The 19141-nt window shown below is 51.9% G+C and carries 19 protein-coding genes; 12 read left to right on the top strand and 7 right to left on the bottom strand.

Annotated elements, in window-relative coordinates; genetic code table 11:
* Positions 1-13: 13 nt before the first annotated feature.
* Both JI741_RS02760 and JI741_RS02755 read right to left on the bottom strand, forming a co-directional pair.
* On the bottom strand, positions 14-1126 hold the full coding sequence (locus JI741_RS02760) for a hypothetical protein (RefSeq protein WP_202007163.1): 1113 nt from the start codon (positions 1124-1126) through the stop codon (positions 14-16).
* Entirely contained in the window at positions 1123-1755 is a 633-nt protein-coding gene (locus JI741_RS02755; protein WP_202007161.1) for an ABC transporter ATP-binding protein, read from the bottom strand. Before JI741_RS02755 ends, JI741_RS02760 begins: the two co-directional genes overlap by 4 nt.
* A gap of 123 nt (positions 1756-1878) precedes the next feature.
* Between JI741_RS02755 and JI741_RS02750 the strand changes: the two genes are divergently transcribed.
* The 6 genes from JI741_RS02750 to JI741_RS02725 all read left to right on the top strand — a co-directional run bounded on the left by JI741_RS02750 (position 1879) and on the right by JI741_RS02725 (position 6199).
* Positions 1879-2412, top strand: coding sequence for an adenine phosphoribosyltransferase (locus JI741_RS02750; protein WP_202008092.1), 534 nt, complete (start codon positions 1879-1881; stop codon positions 2410-2412).
* Positions 2413-2442: 30 nt separating this feature from the next.
* Positions 2443-3030, top strand: coding sequence for an LON peptidase substrate-binding domain-containing protein (locus JI741_RS02745; protein WP_202007159.1), 588 nt, complete (start codon positions 2443-2445; stop codon positions 3028-3030).
* A 235-nt stretch (positions 3031-3265) separates the two neighbouring features.
* Complete coding sequence (locus JI741_RS02740; RefSeq protein WP_202007157.1) at positions 3266-3844, top strand: T9SS type A sorting domain-containing protein; 579 nt, start codon at positions 3266-3268, stop codon at positions 3842-3844.
* A 304-nt stretch (positions 3845-4148) separates the two neighbouring features.
* Positions 4149-4727, top strand: coding sequence for a T9SS type A sorting domain-containing protein (locus JI741_RS02735; RefSeq protein ID WP_202007155.1), 579 nt, complete (start codon positions 4149-4151; stop codon positions 4725-4727).
* 149 nt (positions 4728-4876) lie between these two features.
* Positions 4877-5233: a group III truncated hemoglobin gene (locus JI741_RS02730; protein WP_202007153.1), complete on the top strand. Its 357-nt coding sequence runs from the start codon at positions 4877-4879 to the stop codon at positions 5231-5233.
* A 93-nt stretch (positions 5234-5326) separates the two neighbouring features.
* Positions 5327-6199 (top strand): SMP-30/gluconolactonase/LRE family protein, encoded by an 873-nt coding sequence (locus JI741_RS02725; protein ID WP_236675844.1) that lies wholly within the window; start codon positions 5327-5329, stop codon positions 6197-6199.
* Between the two features lie 3 nt (positions 6200-6202).
* Here the strand turns inward: JI741_RS02725 and JI741_RS02720 are convergent, their stop codons facing one another.
* The gene (locus JI741_RS02720) at positions 6203-6826 is read right to left on the bottom strand and encodes a DapH/DapD/GlmU-related protein (protein ID WP_202007149.1); all 624 of its coding nucleotides are present in this window, start codon (positions 6824-6826) and stop codon (positions 6203-6205) included.
* Positions 6816-7205 carry an SMU1112c/YaeR family gloxylase I-like metalloprotein gene (gene gloA2 / locus JI741_RS02715; RefSeq protein WP_202007147.1) on the bottom strand — a complete coding sequence of 130 codons (390 nt, stop codon included), beginning with the start codon at positions 7203-7205 and terminating at the stop codon, positions 6816-6818. The genes JI741_RS02720 and gloA2 overlap by 11 nt, the downstream gene beginning before the upstream one ends.
* 44 nt (positions 7206-7249) lie before the next feature.
* On the opposite strand from gloA2, the gene JI741_RS02710 reads away from it, so the two are divergent.
* From JI741_RS02710 to JI741_RS02700, 3 genes are read left to right on the top strand one after another with little or no spacing between them, the layout of a single operon-like run.
* A complete protein-coding gene (locus JI741_RS02710; RefSeq protein ID WP_202007145.1) occupies positions 7250-7738 on the top strand; it encodes a DUF456 domain-containing protein in 489 nt (162 codons plus the stop codon).
* A gap of 7 nt (positions 7739-7745) precedes the next feature.
* Positions 7746-8459 carry a toxin-antitoxin system YwqK family antitoxin gene (locus tag JI741_RS02705; protein ID WP_202007142.1) on the top strand — a complete coding sequence of 238 codons (714 nt, stop codon included), beginning with the start codon at positions 7746-7748 and terminating at the stop codon, positions 8457-8459.
* 39 nt (positions 8460-8498) lie between these two features.
* A complete protein-coding gene (locus JI741_RS02700) occupies positions 8499-8957 on the top strand; it encodes a hypothetical protein (RefSeq protein WP_202007141.1) in 459 nt (152 codons plus the stop codon).
* A 15-nt stretch (positions 8958-8972) separates the two neighbouring features.
* Here JI741_RS02700 and JI741_RS02695 read toward each other — a convergent pair whose 3' ends face one another.
* Positions 8973-9320 (bottom strand): carboxypeptidase-like regulatory domain-containing protein, encoded by a 348-nt coding sequence (locus tag JI741_RS02695; RefSeq protein WP_202007139.1) that lies wholly within the window; start codon positions 9318-9320, stop codon positions 8973-8975.
* Between the two features lie 91 nt (positions 9321-9411).
* Positions 9412-14682 carry a PKD domain-containing protein gene (locus tag JI741_RS02690; RefSeq protein ID WP_202007137.1) on the bottom strand — a complete coding sequence of 1757 codons (5271 nt, stop codon included), beginning with the start codon at positions 14680-14682 and terminating at the stop codon, positions 9412-9414.
* 299 nt (positions 14683-14981) lie between these two features.
* Between JI741_RS02690 and JI741_RS02685 the strand changes: the two genes are divergently transcribed.
* Positions 14982-16025, top strand: a complete 1044-nt coding sequence (locus JI741_RS02685) for a PorP/SprF family type IX secretion system membrane protein (protein WP_202007135.1) — start codon at positions 14982-14984, stop codon at positions 16023-16025.
* Between the two features lie 25 nt (positions 16026-16050).
* On the top strand, positions 16051-16419 hold the full coding sequence (locus tag JI741_RS02680; RefSeq protein WP_369411717.1) for an MmcQ/YjbR family DNA-binding protein: 369 nt from the start codon (positions 16051-16053) through the stop codon (positions 16417-16419).
* 119 nt (positions 16420-16538) lie between these two features.
* Here the strand turns inward: JI741_RS02680 and JI741_RS02675 are convergent, their stop codons facing one another.
* Positions 16539-17012 (bottom strand): FKBP-type peptidyl-prolyl cis-trans isomerase, encoded by a 474-nt coding sequence (locus JI741_RS02675; RefSeq protein WP_202007133.1) that lies wholly within the window; start codon positions 17010-17012, stop codon positions 16539-16541.
* A gap of 207 nt (positions 17013-17219) precedes the next feature.
* Here JI741_RS02675 and JI741_RS02670 point away from each other — a divergent pair, with 207 nt between their 5' ends.
* Positions 17220-19013, top strand: coding sequence for an outer membrane protein assembly factor BamB family protein (locus JI741_RS02670; RefSeq protein WP_202007131.1), 1794 nt, complete (start codon positions 17220-17222; stop codon positions 19011-19013).
* Positions 19014-19141: the final 128 nt, after the last annotated feature.

Genomic DNA, 19141 nt, shown 5'->3' with positions numbered 1-19141 from the left:
TTGCGCAGTAGCGTCAGGAACCGTTGCTGTTGAGCCGTTCGTAGGCGTAGTAATATTTCCTCCAGCCATAGAGACTTGCCCCCGTGGCGACCACGATGAGCAGCCACACGGGCATTCCGAAAAGCACCAGCACCACAAGACCCATGCACGTGAAGAACACCACCGACATCAGTTGATCCTGTTCCTTTACATTTTTGAAAAGCCAGCTGTAGAAAAACAGGCAGATGCTCCAGCCATACAAAAGCGCGAGCACAAGGTGTTGCCACGCCACGGTGGAGGAAAAGTGATTGACCAGCAAACCGGCCTCGGGCAACGTGAGAAGGAAAAGAGTGATCAGAAAATACCGTAGCCGTGTGCCCAGTGGTATGGGCAAATTCCGGTTGATGCCGAAGTGAACGTTGTCGAACCGGTGCATCTCCCACACCAGGTTCACGTTTGCCGAAAACGCCAGCACCACCGCCATGCCCATGAGGCGCGCATCGTAGGTATCATACCGGTAAAGTTGCGCCACGCCGTACAACACCAGCGCGCTGAAAATTTTTGTGCCGATCAACAGAAAAGGTGCGCGCCGCAGAATCCATTCGGGAAAGAAGAGGGGATAGGGTTTTGTGAAACGCCTGTGAATGTACCGCTCCAGTGCCGGGGTTTTTCGCTCGCGATGCGGATGTCGCAGCGACCAAAAGAGGTGAAGCGTAGACGCCACCAAAAGCACCACACAAGCCAGCACTACGAGCGCGGCAGATTGATACAACGCATGTTTCGCGGCCGTGAGGATCAGAAACAAAGCATAGGCAAAAACCGGGATGAGTTCCAGTGCCAGCACACCCAGCAGTGTCGTGAATTGTTGTCGCACCGGAAGAATGGCCGTATAGAATATGAATTCATTTTCACCACGCTTCAGCACCTTGCGATGAAAGTCGGTGATCTTGAAAATATAGAGACACCAGATGCTGATGGCGATGAGCAAAAGAAACGGAGAACTTACCTGAAACTCTGCCAGGGCAATGTGATCCTGGCTGCGCATGAAGCCGCCCGCGAGGCCGATCACCAGCAGAAAGAACGTTGCATTGGCGCGATAAAACTCGCGAACAAAAACTTTGTTCAGGATGGTGAACACCGCGCTCACGCCCTTGCCAGCGTTTTGTCGCGCACGTGCAACACGTCGTTCAGTACCAGCGAAGAACTTTCCAGCAACTGGTGCGACGACAACAGGAACGTGACGTTGAATTGGTCGCGGAACGTTTGAATGAGATTGGTCAGCACATGGCGCGAAGCCTCGTCGAGCGTGATGAGCGGTTCGTCAAGAATGATGATGCGCGGTGTGCCGAGAAAGGCCAGCGCGAGAGAAATCTTTTTCATCATGCCGCTGGAGCAGGCACCACACGGCTTCTCAAAAAACTGATCGATACCAAACGCGCGCGTCACGTCATCCTGTTGCTGCAGTGAAGCGCCTTTGGTCTTGCCGATGAAACGCGTCAGTTCTTTTGCCGTGAGAAATTCGGGATAGAGTGGTTCTGCCTCGCTGTAATTCACGCGGCGGCGATACTCCAGGGGGTGATGATGAAGTGTGACGCCATCGTCGAACGACAACTTTCCTTCGCAAGGCAACAATCCGGAAAGCGACCGGAAGAAGGTTGTTTTGCCCGAGCCGTTTTCACCTTTGATCCAATAAACACCCGGCGCGAGTTCAAGGTGGCGAACGGTGAGCACCAGCGTGTCGCCATAGCGTTTGGAGAAATTCTCAATCGTCAGCATACGGAGCAAGGTCAGGGTGGGTATTCTATAAAGGAATGTTCGCCGACCGATAGGTCGGCCGTGACACTTTTGGATTACAGGAATCACTCGTCTATTTTTGGCCCGGCCCATTCCGCCATCACCATGCTGCTTTCCGATAAAATCAAGAATACCATCCGCAACATCCAGGATTACCCTAAGCCAGGCATCACCTTCAAAGACATCACCCCGGTGCTGGCCGATGCGGGGCTGGTGCGCGAAATGATGCAGCAACTGATAAAGGACTATAAAGGTCAGAAAATCGATGCCATCGCCTCCACCGAGGCCCGGGGCTTCATCTTTGGGTCGGTGCTGGCCTATGAACTGGGATGCCCGTTTGTGCCCGTGCGCAAAACCGGCAAGCTGCCCTACCAAACCCTGTCGCGGACCTATAACCTGGAATATGGCACCGCCACCATCGAGATGCACACCGACGCCATTAAGCCCGGTTGGCGGGTGCTGGTGCACGACGATTTGCTGGCCACCGGGGGCACGGCCGTGGCCACCGCAGAGCTCATTCAGGAAGCCGGAGGCATTGTGGCGGGTTTCTCCTTTATAATTAACCTCAGCTTTTTGCCGGGCGAGAAGAACCTGGAAGATCATTTTGGAGTAAAACCACATTATCTCGCCAGCTATTAACCTTAGGCGCCCTTACGTGTTTATTCCTATATGTCCGAAGTCGTTCATATTCCCGTGTTTCCACTGGCCATCCTACCCCTGCCGGGAGAACTGGTGCCCCTCCACATCTTTGAGCCCCGCTACCGGCAGCTTTTACACGATGCCGAGGTAGACGACGCTTCCTTTGGAATTTACTTCAGCCACGAAATCAACGAACAGAAGATCGGATCGCTCATGAAGCTGGAAAGCATCATCAAACGTTATCCCGGGGGCGAAGCAGATATCATTGTGCGCTGCGAAGACATTTTCAGTCTCGACATGCTGCTGCGCACCTATAAAACCAAACTGTATCCCGGCGGCAACGTGCGTTTCTGGAACGTGGATGTGAACTCGTTTCCCAACCATGCCCTCTACGACCTCTTTCTACACTACCTGAAGCTGCGCAAGATCAGCCAGCACCTTAACATTTTTAACCTGTATCAGGTAGCCAACGAACTGAACCTTGAGGTGAACGACCGTTACAAGTTTTTGACAACACCCGAAGACCGTCGTGAAGGTTTTTTATTGAATCGCATGAAATTTCAGGTTCACATTCTGGAACAGGAAGAAAAAAGTAAAGACAACTATCACCTGAATTAAATTTCTGTTAACGAAACAATATCCTGTTGAAATCGTTGGGCGAAAGTTTTTCTATTCTTCTGTACCCAGAAGCATCTCTTTCCGTTTGACGCAACCTTGTTTAGCAGCTTCACGAGTGTCTTCGTGGAGTGTAACATTTTTGTTTCAACACGCCAGTGTTAACAAAAATTAACGTTTGCGCTGCAACATTCAATCGATGTCAGTCGTCTTAAGGTCATATTCAAAAATAAAATTTATGACAAAGATCTTATCTGTGTTTGCTGTGATGATGGTGATGAGCACCACAATGTTTGCGCGTAAAGTAGATGCACCGGCCACAACTTCGGCAACGGCGGTGATGAAGAACGGGTCGACTTTTAAACTCTTCTACAAAGGAGTAAAGGAAAGCACGGTGAAAGTGACGATTATCAACGGGGCTGATCAAATCGTATACAAAGAGGTATTGCGCAAAGTAGAAAGCTTTATGCGCCCTTATAATTTCTCAAACCTTCCGGAAGGTGAATACACGATCGAGCTTAGCGACGATCAGGGCACACACACAGAGAAAGTGAGCTATGAAAAAGGCATCATCGAAAAACTGGCGCATTTGTCGCGCATCGGCTCCGACAACAGCCGTTTGATGCTGACCGTAGCGAACAAAGATTCGAAATCGCTGCTCGTAAAAATCTTTAACGAAGAGCATGTGCTGCTTTACAGTGGTCGTGAAGAAACACAAGGCGACTTCGCGAAGATCTATAACCTGGAAAAGGTGTCGGGAAAAGTTTTGTTTGAAATCACCGACGATCAGGGAACAACCAAGACGCTTCGCTACTAATCGATGCTATAATATTCTGTTGAGCGCCCTGTGCGCGAAACAAACATTCAATGAGCAACCCAATCTTTGGGTTGCTTTTTTGTTGCTATAGGGTGGTTAATGGCCTGTACTGCAAACGTTGTATGAAAAAAAAAATCACTGATTGCGTTTGCGGGCACTTCTTCGGGGGGCTTTTCATCAAATCGTCCGCAAATTTTTCCGCAAACGTTGTTTCACTAATTAAAATAGGTTTCCTTACAACTTCCGGCTTTGTTGCGCAACGACCCGTTACATTTGTAACATCAAAACAAAAACAAATACGACTATGAAAACAAAATCTCTTTACCTCGCAGCACTTATCGTTATCAGTGCAGCTGTAGCCGCGGTCGGAAAAGATGAACCCCGTAGCGCTGGCGTCGCCATCGTACCTGTCAAAGGATCTGAAGTGTTTAAGCTTATCTATAAATCAGAAACAGCAAGCAAAGTAAAACTCAGCATCTACGACGCTTCCGCTAAAGTGATCTTCTCTGAAACATTGAGCAATGTAGACGGTTTTATCCGCCCCCTCAATTTCTCAGGTCTTCCTTTCGGCGAATACACCGTAGAAATCGCTGACGCTGCTGGCAAGAAGATCGAAAAGATCAGCTTCCAACCTGCAAAAACAACAGGCGCAATCCACGTATCGAAACTGGCAAACGAAGAAGGTAAATTCCTCCTGGCTGTTTCGAAAGGTGCTAGCTCGCAAATCAACGTGAAAATCTATGACGAAGCCAACAACCTGGTGCATAGCGAAACACGTGAAGTAGCAGCTGACTTCGCTCAACTGTACACCATCAAAACTGTAGGTTCTTATACTTTCGAAGTATCTGACAACGCCGGTAACACTAAAACCGTTCGTTTCTAATCCCTGCGGTTCTAGAAACAAAAAGCCTTCGCCTTTACAGGCGCGGGCTTTTTGACTTTTAGGGCAGTTGTGTGAAACGTTTTATATCCCGCACGTTGTTTTAATTTTGTGCAGCAAAGTTTCTATCGGCAACGCTGCATCGCCTTTTTATGAACACAGACCTTCACACACGCCAAGACATTGAAAACCTGATCACGGCGTTCTATGCCCGCGTGGCACAAGACGCGTTGCTGGCCCCTGTGTTCAGTCATGTGGATTGGCCACACCACTTGCCCATCATGGTAAACTTCTGGTCGTCGATGTTGCTGGGCGATCAGTCCTATCGGGGCAACCCTTTTCAGAAGCACATGCACTTGCCTATCACCGCGGCGCACTTTACACGCTGGCTGCAGGTGTTTGGCGAAACTTTGGATGAACGGTATGCAGGCCCTGTGGCCGACGAAGCCAAAACCCGCGCAGCAAGCATAGCCACGCTGTTTCAGCACCGGTTGGGCCTCACCGTCTGATCGGCGAACCGTTTCCTTATTTGGCCATCGTGCCGTATCTTTCGACTTATAACCATTCGCGAAACGATGCGTAAAACCCTCTTCATAGCACTCATGCTTCTGGAATGTGCAACCGCTCCGGTGCTATCGGCCCAGGATTTCTATGGCTTGTACAAAGCCGAAGATTTTACCAAAGAAGATTTATTCACCAACAACATCGAAGGTCCGTCGTTCGACGACAAGGGCAATCTGTATGTGGTCAACTTTCAGAAAGATGGCACCATTGGCCTGGTGAAACCCGATGGCCAGGTGTCGCTTTTTCTCACCTTGCCCGAAGGCAGCGTGGCCAACAGCATCACGTTTACCAGCCATGGCAAAATGTTGCTGGCCGATTTCAAAGGTCACAATGTTCTGGAAGTGAACATGAAAACCAAAAAGGTGGGTGTGTATGTGCACGAAAAAGGTTTTAACCAACCCAACGACTTTTGCATCAACTCGCGCGATCAGCTGTTTGTGTCAGATCCCAACTGGAAAGACGGCACTGGCAAACTGTGGCGTGTGGACCGTGGAGGCAAAGCGGTTTTGTTAACCGACCAGATGGGCACCACCAACGGCATCGAGCTGAGCCCCGATGAACGCACGCTCTATGTGAACGAAAGTGTGCAGCGCAAAATATGGTCGTTCGATGTGGATGGAAAAGGCAACATCACCAACAAAAAACTTTTTGCCGAATTTCCCGACTTCGGTTTTGATGGCATGAAGTGCGATCAGGAAGGCAATCTTTATGTGACCCGCTATGGCAAAGGCGCCATTGCCGTGCTCTCGCCAACCGGTCAATTGATACGCGAGGTGATGTTGAAGGGAAAGAACTGCAGCAACCTCGTGTTTGGTGGCATCAACGGCAAACTTGTTTTTGTGACGCTGCAAGACCGCAAAGGCATGGAGCGTTTCCGCAACGACATCGCCGGCAAGAACAAAGGCCTGTAGCCCTTACGCGTTCTTGTCCTGTTCCACCAGTTCAAGTCTTTTCACAATGCTCTTGGGTTCCAGCAGCGTGCCGGGCGAAAGCACCGCGTTTGCACCGATGCGCGTGTCGTCGCCAATGAGTGCGCCAAATTTGATGGAGCCGGTGTCGACCTTTTTTCCGTTCACGATGACAAAAATCTTCTTGTCGGCGCGCTCGTTGAAGTGATTACACACAATGCTTCCGGCCTCCAGGTTCACACCCGAACCCACCACCGAATCGCCCAGAAAATTGAAATGTGCCAGGGCACTTCCCGGAAGCACATAGCTTGACTTTATTTCGCATCCCGGCCCGATAGACACGCGCTCTCCCAGATACACACCGCCGCGCAGGTAGGCATGTGCCCCCAGAAAACATCCTTCCGAAACAATGAGCGGCCCTTTCAGCACCACATGATCTTCGATGCGCGCACTCTTGTGAATGGCCACATCGTCGTGGATGTGATAGTCGGATGAAAGATGTTTGATTCTTTCTGTCAACACCGCCTGAATGGTGGAGCACAGTTCCCACGGCGAGGTGTGCACGAAGTCGGGAAACAAACGCGTGAAGTCGCGAAGGTAGTGGGGGAGGGATACGGGATTATCGTTCATAAAATTCGAGGGGCAGGTGGTCGGGATCGGAAAAGAAAGTGAATCGCTTGCCGGTATATTCGTCAACGCGAATGGGCTCAAAGGTAACGCTATTCTGGCGTAGCCACTCCGTTGCAGCGTCGAGGTCGTCGACTTCAAACGCCAGGTGGCGAAGCCCGCGGGCTTCCGGCCGCGACACACGGGCAGGAGGATCGGGAAATGAAAACAGTTCGATGCAATATTGCCCGTTCAGGGCAAGATCGAGCTTGTAGGACTGACGCTCGGCGCGAAAATGTTCGGCCACAACAGTGAAGCCCAGCACGTTTGTATAGAACGCCCGGGAGGCATCATAGTCCGAACAAATAATGGCAACATGATGTATGGCGCGAAGGTTAAGCATCTCCGAAATTATGTATTTTCGACGAACATAACATTACACAAAAAATGGACATCGCATTGATCGTGATTGGCGTAGTGCTCATGCTGGTAGGCCTGGCCGGGTGCGTGCTGCCGTTTCTGCCGGGGCCGCCGCTGGCGTTTCTGGGATTACTCATCCAGCAATTAAACACCAACCCACCCTTTTCGGCCAAGTTTCTGTGGATCATGGGCGGCATCACGGTGGCAATCACAGTACTCGACTATTTTGTTCCCATCTATGGCGCCAAGAAATTTGGCGGTGGCAAATGGGGCATGTGGGGATGCACCATTGGCTTGCTGGTGGGTCTCTGGTTTGGACCGATCGGCATCATTGCAGGACCCTTTGTGGGCGCATTCATCGGCGAGCTGCTGGCCAACAACAATTCAAAGCAGGCGTTTAAATCGGCCCTTGGATCTTTTGTTGGATTTTTGTTTGGAACGTTGTTGAAGCTGGTTGTGTGCCTTGTGATGGCGTGGTATCTCGGTGTGTTTGTTTATCAATTCATTGTTCGGTAAAAGGGCTATGAAGAATAGTTTATTGATTTTCCTTGTGCCTTTTTGGCTCTATGGATGCTCAAATCCGGCAAAATCTTCAACGTATGTTAAGTATTTTTCCAATGGAAAGGTGGAGTTTGAAGTCCCGGTTAAGGATGGGGTTTGGGATGGACTAGGGATAGGATATTATCCAAGTGGAAAAAAACGAGGCGTTGTCACCTATGTGAATGGAAAAAAGGAGGGGGTATCTTTTGAGTACTGGGAGGGCGGAGGCGTTTTGGAAGAGGGCTTCTATGTCGATGGTCATAAGGTGGGAGAATGGAACATGTACTCTTCTACCAAGCATATACTATCCGAAAAAATATTTTACAACGATCTGGGAAGAGTGGTGGATTTTCATCGATATGATAGATCAGGGTCGGGTAGAAGAAATGCGGACATGTTTCCCATCACTTATATATATGATTCGGCAACTACGGAATTTAGAAATACCTTTTTTATAAAAATGGGTAATGCCGATAGCCTGACATATCAAAAAGGTATCATGATAATAACCTCCGGATTCCGCGATGGTAAACCAGTGGATACATTAAGCCTGATTGAGGGCGACAACCGCGATGGTTTTTTGTATGAATTCACGCCGGTTAAGGAAGGCGAAAATAGTATAGTAGGTAAGGTGATATTGGATGTTGCGGGTAAGCCTTTTCCTTTTGAATTCATTTACGATTATCAAGCCAAGTAACGAATTGAAGGCGCGGTTCAATGTAACTTTTAGGTGACTATGAATATATCGGAAAAGTGGGGAGAGATTATCAGAGATATGGAGGGAGATGATACCGTTCTCGAAATAAAAGTGACGGATGCGGGTTTGGATAAGCAAAATGCCCTTCTGAAATTCCTTACGAGCAAAAAATGTGATGTTAAATATTTTTATGCCGGTCAGGAAAAAGATTTACCAACGACAGTTGGTTTGGGAAGCTTTCTTAGTAGTGAGAGTGAAGAGATAGTTATCGACTTGCTGACTTGTAAGTTGTATTATCATTTCAATGCCGTGAATGAAATGGAGTTTTACACAGATTCTGTTCTCCATTTAAACGATAAAGAAGCTGCACCTATATTTGAATTCATCCATCAGCTAGGTAGCTTCATAAACTCAAAGATTCATTTGCATATAGAGTCTTATCCTAACGATAGCTATGCATTTGACCCTAATCAGGATACCAAAGAGCCTGATGCTTGAGGAAGGGGCTTCGCCTTATTGAATAACAATCGTCACCTTATTAATGCGGTTTGCTTCCAGCTTGCCGGTCTGTTCACCACCACCAGCGTTGTCTTTATCGTCTTTGCGCACAATGACGTAGTAGGACATGGCTTTCAGTTCTTTTATTTTCAAGATGCCTTTGGCGTCGGTCACGCCTTGTGCGGCCACGTTGGTTTCGGCGGCATAGTCTTCTTCTTTTTCAAACAGCTGCACGGACGCGCCTTCCACGGTGTTGCCCACCTCGTCGCGAACGGTCACGCTCAGGGCGGTTTTGATGATCTGGAAGCCCGATGACAAAACGATAAGCGCCAGGGCAAAAACAATTTTGATGCTTGCTTTCATAAGGAGATCACGGTTGGGTTTTGAACTGTACTTTAAAACTCTCCGGCGCAACGGTTGAACATGTCAACCCCGCCGCGCCGGAGTGTTAAAGTTAACGAAGCAGCACCACACCGCCACGTTTTTCCTGCACACCTTTTTCGGGGCGGTAGGAGCTTTGGTAGCGCACCACATACGAATAGGTGCCGGGAGGAGCTTGCTGTGAGGCGTTGTTGTTATAGCCGCCGTTCCAGCGGAAGTCGCGTTGGTCGGACTGATAGATCATTTCACCCCAGCGGTTGAAGATGAAGATCTGGAAATTCATGTCGTCGATGAAGAAGGTGAACAGCTTGAAAGACTGGTTCACATAGTCGCCGCCTTGACCCTGCACCGAGCTGGTGGGGCGGAAGGCGTTTGGGCCCACGATCACGGGATCGCACTGTTCTTTCACGGTGGTCTTGTCATTGCTGGCACAGCCGTAGCCGTTCACCAGGTTCACCGAGAAAATGCCGACTTCGGAGGCCACCAGCGTGGGCGTTGTGATGCCCAGCGACACGCCGTCCTTGAACCAGTCGTAGGAATTGAATTCGCCCGGCACCAGCACCACTTCGCGTGTATTGGGGTCGGGGTTTGCAGGGTCGGGACAGATGAGCGCTTCATCGCGCATGAGGCCCGGCGTCACCGGGTTCACAATGATGTCGAGGTCGGCTGTGGCCTGGCAAGTCGCGGCCGTGACGGTGACGGTGTAGTTTCCACTGCGCTCGTCTTGCAGCGTGGCGGCGGTTTGACCGGATATGGTGTTGCCATTAAAGGCCCACGCAAACGTAGCGGCCCGGCTTGGCGTTGCCGTGAGCGTGAACAACGACCCCTCGCACGGCGGCGACGACGTGAGTGTTGCGCTCAACGTGCCGTCTACCTGCACGGTGTTGGAGAACGAACTGGTACAGCCATTCACGGGATCATAGATGGTCAAGCCATAGGTGAAGCCGTCGTTAGCCGAAGTCACGGTGATTTGAGGTCCGGCCAGCGTGGGGTCAGGTGTGGCGGCTCCATTCACAAACCAGCGGTACAGATACGGACCGTTTGGTGTGGCATTGATGGTGACCTGATCGGCACAGCCGTCGGTCTGCGTGAAGTTTGCAACCAGCGGCGGCAGAATTTTCACGGCAATGGAATCTATGGTAGGGCAGGTGTTGCCTGGACCGTCGTCTACTTTCACACGCAGCATCCAGTCACCTGTGTTCACTTTCACAACGTCGGCATTGGTGGGAGCAATGACGCTGCCCGTTTGCGACAACGACCAATCGAACGTGGTAGCACCGGCGGCAATCGCTTTCACATTCTGGTTGGCGCAAATGTCGTTGGTGTCAAAGGTGACGGTGAATTGACTGTTCTGCTGGAGAATGACTGGGGTCGAAGATGCCGTACATCCCAACGACGTTATCTCCACAACATAGTCGGCATTCGGAAGCGTGGCCGTGACAAAAGGTGTTCCTGCTTTGGCTCCGGATTCAATAACGGCCAACGTGGTGTTGTTGATGATCCGGTATGTCAAGGCGCCCACAGCCGGAACGGTTGTCACGTTAATGCCCATGGGGTTGCAGACGTCCGTTGGTGTTCCGGCAACGGTGAAGGATGTGTTGTTAAGTGAAGCCGTTGTGGTAAGCGCACACCCGCTAACCTGATCGGCCACCGTGATGCCATATGTGCCGGCACCCAATCCCGTTGCTGCAGGCACTGCACCAAGCGAGCGATCGGTTCCGGAAAGCGATGTGGATGGTCCTGTGATGAAGTAAGAGAACAAGGTGCCGTTTGTAGGGCCCGTGATGTCGAAGTTGATTGAACCGTCGTTTACCAAACACGCCGAAGGATTAACAACCAAAGGCGTACTGATTGTAGGCAGCGGATTGATGGTATAGATCACCGAATCTTTCGCGAAGCACGTGGTGATGCCGTCGGTTACCGTCACTTCATATTCAAATGTAGGAGGGCCGGGCACGGAAGTGTTCACCGCCTGCGTGCGTGTTGCGCCTGAAGGAACGTTGTTGATGGTCCAGGCATAGGTGGTGCTGGTGCCGGGGTTTCGGGCGTCGAGCGTGGCGATGGGTGTGTTCTGGCAGATGGTGAGGTTGGGTCCCAGATCCACCACCGGTCGGTTGTCGGCAGCGAGTATCTGGCCATTCACCGTACAGCCGGCGGCGTTTGTGACCGTCACGTTGTAGACCGCCTGACGGCTCACCGTGATGGTTTCTGTGGTGGCTCCGGTTGACCAGGCATAGGTGAGACCGGTTAAATTATTTGGATTGGCGTCGAGCACCACCGGACCCGTACAAATCACGGCCGAAGCCGTTGGATTAGGAGGTGCTCCATAGATGATGTGATCTCGCTGCATGAGCGTGTCGGGCACGCAGCGGTTGTGAAGTGTGAGCGCCACATGATAGGTGCCGGGCACACTGAACAGGAACTTGAAGCTTTGCTCTTTTGATGTAGTGATCACACTGCCACCCAGCGAAACCGTCCACGCATAGGTGTCGATGGGATCGCGTGGTGAGCCGGAGAACGAAACAGAGTCCTGCACGCATTCGCCTGCAATGGATATGCCCGGCCCTTGTGCAGGGTCTGAAATGTGTTGAATAAAGTTTGGTAAGCCCAGGCGGCTGTTGGTGCCGCTCAGCAACGGCATGCCGTCGATTCTGAAGGTCGACACTTGTGTGGTGTCTTCTGATGCCTGAATCGTGCCGAGTGCATTCTGCCCGTCAACCGCCACATAAATCTGTCCGTCGGGTCCGGTTTGAATGGCGCCCAGGGTTTGACTTACGGGCGCGATAGGTGGTTTCTTAAGGTATGGAATCGACAGTGAATCGAAAGCGAACTCTACGATCTGCGACGATCCGCTGTTTTTCAAAGATGCAAAGAGTTTGTTGCCTCCGGGAGAGAACTCCACGCCATAAACCTGGCCGTTTGCATTCTTCAGGTCGGCGGTTCTGAAATTGGATACTGTGCCGGTGGAGTCGGTGAAGTCAAACACCTCCACCACATTCGAGGCTCCGGGTGTGGAGAGTGCCACGGCAAGGCGATCTCTTGCGCCGAGCTTCATGTAGCCCTGGCCGTTGGCGGCTGTGGCAAAGTTGTGATCGGAACCGATGCTCGAGATCACCGGGTTGCCCAGCCCTTGCTGCGTTACGCGATAGGCGCGGAAGGAATTGTTTCCATACTCGTGAGCAATGAGCCAGTTGGCACTGCCTGTAACACGTTCGGTGCTCTTCACAAACAACAAGGTGCTGGGTGACGTTGCCGGATTGTTGTCGGGGTCAACAATGCCACCTGTGCCGTTGTTCATCTTCAGATCGAAAAGTGCGTAACGCATTTCGTAGCTGTAGCCGCCGTAGATTTCTTTCGTTGTAAAAATGTAGTACAGGGTTTCGTCGCCGGGCACGGGAATGATGAGCGCGGCTTGTGACGACGTGGGATCGCCGCCAAGGCCCGAAGCAAGTTCCACTTCCTGTCTGTTCCATACTTTGTCGCCGTCGGTGAAGAAGATCACCTGGCCGTTGCGATCGCTGATGGTGGAGGTTCCGGCGGGAGCATTCATCACACCGTTCTGAATTGCCACAGTAGGCTGATCGTTGAAATCAAGGCCGGCATTATTGCCGAAGAACCAGATGTTGGCGCGTTCGTCCTGGATGCCATATTCTTTGATGTTCACACCAGAGTAGGTAGAGCAGCCGCCCACGGTGGCTACCAGATAATAATATCCGGCCGAATCCGGCGCGAGCGTTGCTGTGGTTGCGCCGGCAATGGGACCACCGGGTCCATACCATTGCAGCTGCGGTGTGCCGGTGCCGCTCACGGAGGCCGTCACGCTAAAGGTGCCGCAACGGGTAACGGGTTTCTTTGTTTTGGGAAAGGGAAGCTCGCAGCTACAGGCCGTGGTGTCTTCCACCAGCGAGATCTGTGTGTCGAATGTAGTGACGGTGATCTGTTGTGTGGTGGTTTTTTCCTGACCGTTCAGATAGGCGGTTACGGCCACGTCATACGTGCCGGCGTCGGGATAAGTATACACCGGACTCCAGTCGCTGGTCGATGTGCCGTCGCCCAGATCCCAGTGCAGGCTGTCGGCGCCTGGCGTCACCGTTGGGAAGAACGATGTGGGTGCGTTGGCGCATAGGCCTTTGGCGAGGAAGGTCACATTCAGGTTCACTGTGTCGCGTGGCGCGAAGGATGGAAATTGTTTGCCGTTGAAATTGATGTTGCCGGCAAAAGCCTGGGGTGTGTAGAGGGCTTTCGGGGCAAGCGAATCGGTGTCGGTTATTTTTCCCATCAGGAACGGGCCGCCGTTGGTGGCCTGATAAAGATGATAGATGGCGCTGTCGGGTGCCATCTGCAAACCATAACTTCTGAAGATGGTGTTGGGTTGTGGCAGTACAGAGGCGAGCGACACCGGTGTGGTGCTCACCAGATTGAATTGCAACACATCGGCGGGGATGCCCGTCTCGCCATGACGCGACAGGTAGACCAGGTCGCCGTTGGCGCTGAATTCGATATCGTAGATTGCCTGGTTGGTGGTGCTGGCCACGCCCGAGCTGAGAATGCGTTGTTGAAAAATCAGCGCGCCCGTGGCCGGATCGAACGTGAGCACTTCCACATCGCGGGTAGCTTCCTGTGGCGACACGGCCAGTTGATTTGTGGCGGGGTGATACGAAAAGTTTGCGGCCAGCTGGATCAGTCCCAGGCCAGCCACTATGGTGGTCGTTGTGGGGCCGGCGGGTGTGACCCGTGTCACGCTATAATCCGGTGCGCCGTTGGCATGGGTGATGAGCCAGAAGTCGTCGCCGTTGCTGTGGGGGATCACGATCATGGCTTCGCTGCGGTTGGTGAGACCGGCCACAGCGGTGTTGGTGGTGTTGGAGGCGTCGCCGAGGGCAGGCGTGGGAAAAACAGCATTGCCAAACAGGGCCATGTCCACGATTCTGTATTCGATGGAGCCGCCGGTGGTGAAATTGGAGTTGTTGGTGAAGACGTAGTATTGGTTGAGCTGACCGGGCACTTTGGCCACCGCTACGGGTTGATTGCCGCCGGTGAAACCGTTGAGGCCTGTGCCGTTGGGCATCACAGCGTTTGTGATGTCATAGATGTTGGCGCCGTCGGTGTAAAAAAGGAGGTCGCCATTCACCTGGTCGCTGGCCACAGCACTGCCGCCGGTTCCAAAGGGAACGGCCTGATTGCTGACCAGGGTTGCACTGTTGTTGGAGCGGCTGAAGCGCACACCTTGTGGGCTGTTGCCGAAGTACCAATTGTAGCCCGCAAAGTTCTGCGCCCGGAGGGCAGACGGCAGCAGGAGCAACAGCAGAGAAAATCGTAAAGCGGTAGTGGTTAGATTCTTCATAGGGGTTATAGCTCTTCAACTTACGCTCAAAAACTATTCAAGATCAAATGTAAAACGCCCGGGGTCATTTAAAGTATACAATTTGCATAAAATATCGTTAACCGCGGGACGTTACTAGGTATCTGTCGTCATGGCCGGTGACCCTGAGTACATAACGTGAATTTTCAGAGACGAAAACATTCAACGATTGCTGGCGACCATATAACTGACAACGGATGACAGAAACGACAAACTATTTCATAAATTTCCGATATACTTTTAATTTGCCTTGATTGCGTACTCTAAAATCACTGAAGTTGATGTACAGGATATCCCTGCTCTTATGTGTATTAATGCTGGCGTTTAGTGGGGCGGTAACTGCCCAGGACCCTCAATTTTCACAGTTTTATGCAGCTCCTCTTTATCTGAACCCGGCCATGGCCGGCTCCACAGGACAGGCCCGCGCGGGAATGAACTACCGAAACCAATGGCCCGCCATCGACGCCAACTTCACCACTATGTCGGCCTATTTCGATTATTTCATTGAAGACAAGAACAGCGCCGTGGGGATGATCATCACCCGCGACCGCGAAGGACTTGCCGGCCTGCGTTCGCTCAGCATCGGGCTGCAGTATGCCTATGAAATGAAGATCAACAAAAACATCGGCTTCCGCCCCGGTGTGCAGGTGGCGCTCTACAACCGCGACATCAATTTCGGAAAGCTCACCTTTGGTGACCAGTTCGATCCCACCACCGGCCAGTTTCTGGACAAGCCAACGGCCGAGGGATTCAATACCAATTTCAAGAAAACATTTGTAGACCTTTCGCTCGGCGGCGTGCTCTTCACCCGCACGGCATGGCTGGGCATTTCGGCATGGCACCTTACCCAACCCAACCAAAGTCTGATCAACGAAAACAGCCCGTTGCCCCGGAAATTTTCGGTGCACGGCGGATTTAAATTCTACCTCCGCCCCGGCACGGTCGGCAGTGGCGTCTATGCCAAGAAAACAGAACGAAGCATTGCACCGGCCATTCAATACCGTCACCAGGGGCAGTTCGACCAAATGGATGTGGGCCTCTATTTCACCTCGGCACCGTTGGTGCTGGGCACGTGGTATCGCGGCATCCCGTTCAAGTCTGTCAACAACTATGCGAACAACGAATCCATTGTGCTGCTCATAGGGTTCACCCAACTGGGGGCGAAAGATGCCATCAACATTGGCTACAGCTTCGACTACACCGTGTCCAAGCTTGGCACCGGCAGTGGTGGCGCGCACGAGTTCAGCCTTGTCTACACCTGGCCCATGCGCAACCCGCGCAAGCCACCCAAAGACAAGCTCATCATTCCTTGTCCGGATTTCTAAGAAGACACCCAGCAGGCTTTAACCGGTGCGTTGCACCATCCTTGCCATGGACATCGAGTCGTTACAAAAGTTTTGCAAGACACTTCCGGGCACGAAGGAGGACATCAAGTGGGAACACGACTTGTGTTTCACCGTGGGCGAAAAAATGTATTGCGTGATCGGACTCGATCCACCCCATCACTACTCTTTTAAGGTTCCCGACGAAGCGTTTGAAGAAATGGCCGCGCGCGACGAATTTATTCCCGCGCCCTACCTGGCGCGCGCCAAGTGGGTGCTTGTGCAACAGCCCGACCGTGTGCGTCCAAAAGAGTGGCAGGCTTTTGTTCGTGAATCGCATCGACTGGTGGCCTCTAAACTCCCAAAGAAAACACGAGCCGCTTTAGGTATCGACTGATTTCTCCCCAAAAATAACGCACAAAAAAAGAGGTCGTCACCACGAACGACCTCTGTTGAATAATATGTCATCCGAAGACCAACCCAATCCTGCGATGGGGTCGGCTTCAAAGAATAAGCCTAGTGATGGTGATGTCCGCCGGGACCGTGCACGTGGCCGTGCGAAATTTCTTCGGACGTGGCTTCACGCACTTCAATGATCTCTACAGCAAAGTTCAGTTCCACACCGGCCAGGGGATGATTGGCGTCTACGGTAATGGATTCCAGGCCCACCTCAGTCACGGTCACCACGTCGCCGCGGTCGGTAGAGAACTTCATGCCTTTGCGCACTTCCTGATCGCCGAATGCCGAGCGGGGCACTTTTTGAGTCATGGCCGGATCGAGTTCGCCATACCCTTTTGCGGGCGCAATTTTCAATTGAAACTTGTCGCCTTTTTGTTTGCCTTCCAGGCCTTCTTCCATGCCCACGATGAGGTTGCCTGCACCGTGCAGATAATACAGCGGCTCGCGGCCGTCGCTGGTGTCGATGATGGTGCCTTCATTGTCTCGAAGCGTGTAATGAATGCCTGCGACCTTGTGTTTTGTGATCTGCATAAGTCTTGTTTTGAGTTAATGAGTAAAAGAGGCAGGTGATTGTGCTGAGCCATGCGTACCGAGCAGAAAGGCTTACCTCGTAATTGAATTGGTGGGGCAAAGGTAATAAACGTTGTGGGAAGTTGAACGCGGGGTGCGAAATAACGACCGTGGGGTGAGGGATAGCAGGATTTTTAATACGATACTTGTTTTTCATAATCTACCCACATGAATTTCAATAGGTTACTTTTTGCCGGGCTCATGTTTGTCTACGCCTGCACACCCCGCAATGCCACGGTAGTCCAGTCCGATCCTGCGCCGGCCCGCATCCAGGAGCAGTCGCCGTTGCGTTCTCTTTCGGGCATCGCGTGGAAAGTGCAGACCGGTGGCGGCATTCGCGGCAACGCCCTGGTGAGCGGCCCGCGTGTGTATTTTGGAAGTGCCGACGGAGTTTTATATGCCGTGGAGAAAAAAGATGGGACAGTGGCCTGGACGTTTAAAACACGCGGTGCCATCAGCAGCACACCCGCACTGGCCGGCGGAGATGTTTTTGTGACCAGTCGCGACCAGCATCTGTATGCCGTGGATGCCAGCACAGGAAAAGAAAAATGGAAGCTGAAAATGGGTGCGCTGTTGCCGCACCTTTGGGGATGGGAATATTTTCAATCAAGCCCTGTGATTGAAAATCAAATTCTATATGTGGGTGGCGGTGATGGCGTGCTCTATGCCGTAAAGACCAGCGACGGAAGTGTCGTGTGGAACTTCAAGACGAAGGGTCGCATTCGCGCTACGCCGGTAATTCACGGAGAAGAAATTTTTATCAACAGTTTTGATGGAATATTTTATGTGTTGGAGAAAGCTACCGGAAAATTGAAGTGGACCTATGAAACGGAAGGAGCTCACTTGAAATCGGAAGACTTTGGCTGGGACCGGAATGCCCTAGATGCAACACCCGCCGTGGAAGGCAACCGCGTAGTGTTCGGCTCGCGTGATGGCAATGTGTATTGCCTGGACCTGGCGACAAAAACGCTGGCATGGAAATTCACCTATGGCCCCACGTGGAGCATATCCTCACCGTTGGTTCACAACGGAAAAGTTTTTGTAGGATGGTCCGACAACAAACTGTTTTCAGCCCTTGATCTCGAAACCGACAAAGAACACTGGAAATACGAAACCGGCGACTATGTGTATTCGTCACCCATCCTTGCCGGGCACCAGGTGATTGTGGGCGGCGGCGACAGCAAGCTCTATGCGTTTGATGAAACGACGGGTGACGTTGCGTGGACATTCAAAACACAAAGCAGCGTTTATGCATCGCCCGTGTTGGACAGCATGCGCATTTTTGTGGGCAGCGACGACGGTGCGCTTTATGCACTGCAGGGAAGTTCGCACGCCCCTGTGAAGTATGTAGCGGTGTATGCAAACGCTGGCGACCATCCTTATCTGCAAGGCGATCCGAAAATCACGACTACGTTGCAGGCAGCGCATGTTGTGTCGGTAGATTCTGTCGCGTTGAAAGAATTCATGAAAGCCAGAATGCAAGACAAGGTGCCCAGTGTGGTGGTGTTCAACCACAATAGCATTCCCACCAATTTGCTGTTGCCCGACGCGCGAACGGGCCTTTTCAGAAACTACATCGAGTCGGGTGGAACTGTTCTCTGGACCAGCTTCGCACCCAACCTCGTTTCGTTCGACGCGAAGGGAAATTATCTCGGCGAGAACCCGGCCATCGCAAATGCCTTGCTCGACATGGACTTCGATCTGACCCACGATGGTGGTGAATACTCCTGCACGGCCACCGCCGCAGGTAAACGTGTTGGTCTACCGGATTTTTTTATCGGCTCATTCTCGGTGAAGGCCGATGCGGTTGACGAAGTGCTGGCCCTAAATGAATATGGCCGCGCCGCGTGTTGGGTCAGAAAGCTCGGTGCAGGGCGATTCATTCAATGGCGCACCTGGAGCCATGAGCCCGAAGTAACTGATTTGAATGTGATCACAAACGCAGTGCAGTTCACGCGCTAGCACGTCAGCGTTTCCCCAATGTGAGCAAGCATTGCCCCATGTCCGGCGCGTTTTTCTTTTTCATAACTTTAGTACGTCGCCTGTGTTATAGAACATGAGCCTCAACGACGCGATGTAACGCAGTGAAT

This window comes from Chryseolinea lacunae, assembly GCF_016735595.1.
GTDB lineage: Bacteria > Bacteroidota > Bacteroidia > Cytophagales > Cyclobacteriaceae > Chryseolinea > Chryseolinea lacunae.
The sequence above is the reverse complement of the archived record's forward strand: the minus strand, read 5'-3'. Positions and strand labels throughout refer to the sequence as shown.

Excerpts from the sequence above, each read along its gene's own strand:
- JI741_RS02735 (WP_202007155.1), top strand. The coding sequence starts at position 4,149 with ATGAAAACAAAATCTCTTTACCTCGCAGCACTTATCGTTATCAGTGCA.
- JI741_RS02695 (WP_202007139.1), bottom strand. The coding sequence starts at position 9,320 with ATGAAAGCAAGCATCAAAATTGTTTTTGCCCTGGCGCTTATCGTTTTG.
- JI741_RS02690 (WP_202007137.1), bottom strand. The coding sequence starts at position 14,682 with ATGAAGAATCTAACCACTACCGCTTTACGATTTTCTCTGCTGTTGCTC.
- JI741_RS02710 (WP_202007145.1), top strand. The coding sequence starts at position 7,250 with ATGGACATCGCATTGATCGTGATTGGCGTAGTGCTCATGCTGGTAGGC.
- JI741_RS02670 (WP_202007131.1), top strand. The coding sequence starts at position 17,220 with ATGAATTTCAATAGGTTACTTTTTGCCGGGCTCATGTTTGTCTACGCC.
- JI741_RS02700 (WP_202007141.1), top strand. The coding sequence starts at position 8,499 with ATGAATATATCGGAAAAGTGGGGAGAGATTATCAGAGATATGGAGGGA.
- JI741_RS02720 (WP_202007149.1), bottom strand. The coding sequence starts at position 6,826 with ATGAACGATAATCCCGTATCCCTCCCCCACTACCTTCGCGACTTCACG.
- JI741_RS02725 (WP_236675844.1), top strand. The coding sequence starts at position 5,327 with ATGCTTCTGGAATGTGCAACCGCTCCGGTGCTATCGGCCCAGGATTTC.
- JI741_RS02685 (WP_202007135.1), top strand. The coding sequence starts at position 14,982 with ATGTACAGGATATCCCTGCTCTTATGTGTATTAATGCTGGCGTTTAGT.
- JI741_RS02740 (WP_202007157.1), top strand. The coding sequence starts at position 3,266 with ATGACAAAGATCTTATCTGTGTTTGCTGTGATGATGGTGATGAGCACC.
- JI741_RS02705 (WP_202007142.1), top strand. The coding sequence starts at position 7,746 with ATGAAGAATAGTTTATTGATTTTCCTTGTGCCTTTTTGGCTCTATGGA.
- JI741_RS02730 (WP_202007153.1), top strand. The coding sequence starts at position 4,877 with ATGAACACAGACCTTCACACACGCCAAGACATTGAAAACCTGATCACG.
- gloA2 (WP_202007147.1), bottom strand. The coding sequence starts at position 7,205 with ATGCTTAACCTTCGCGCCATACATCATGTTGCCATTATTTGTTCGGAC.
- JI741_RS02675 (WP_202007133.1), bottom strand. The coding sequence starts at position 17,012 with ATGCAGATCACAAAACACAAGGTCGCAGGCATTCATTACACGCTTCGA.
- JI741_RS02745 (WP_202007159.1), top strand. The coding sequence starts at position 2,443 with ATGTCCGAAGTCGTTCATATTCCCGTGTTTCCACTGGCCATCCTACCC.
- JI741_RS02750 (WP_202008092.1), top strand. The coding sequence starts at position 1,879 with ATGCTGCTTTCCGATAAAATCAAGAATACCATCCGCAACATCCAGGAT.
- JI741_RS02755 (WP_202007161.1), bottom strand. The coding sequence starts at position 1,755 with ATGCTGACGATTGAGAATTTCTCCAAACGCTATGGCGACACGCTGGTG.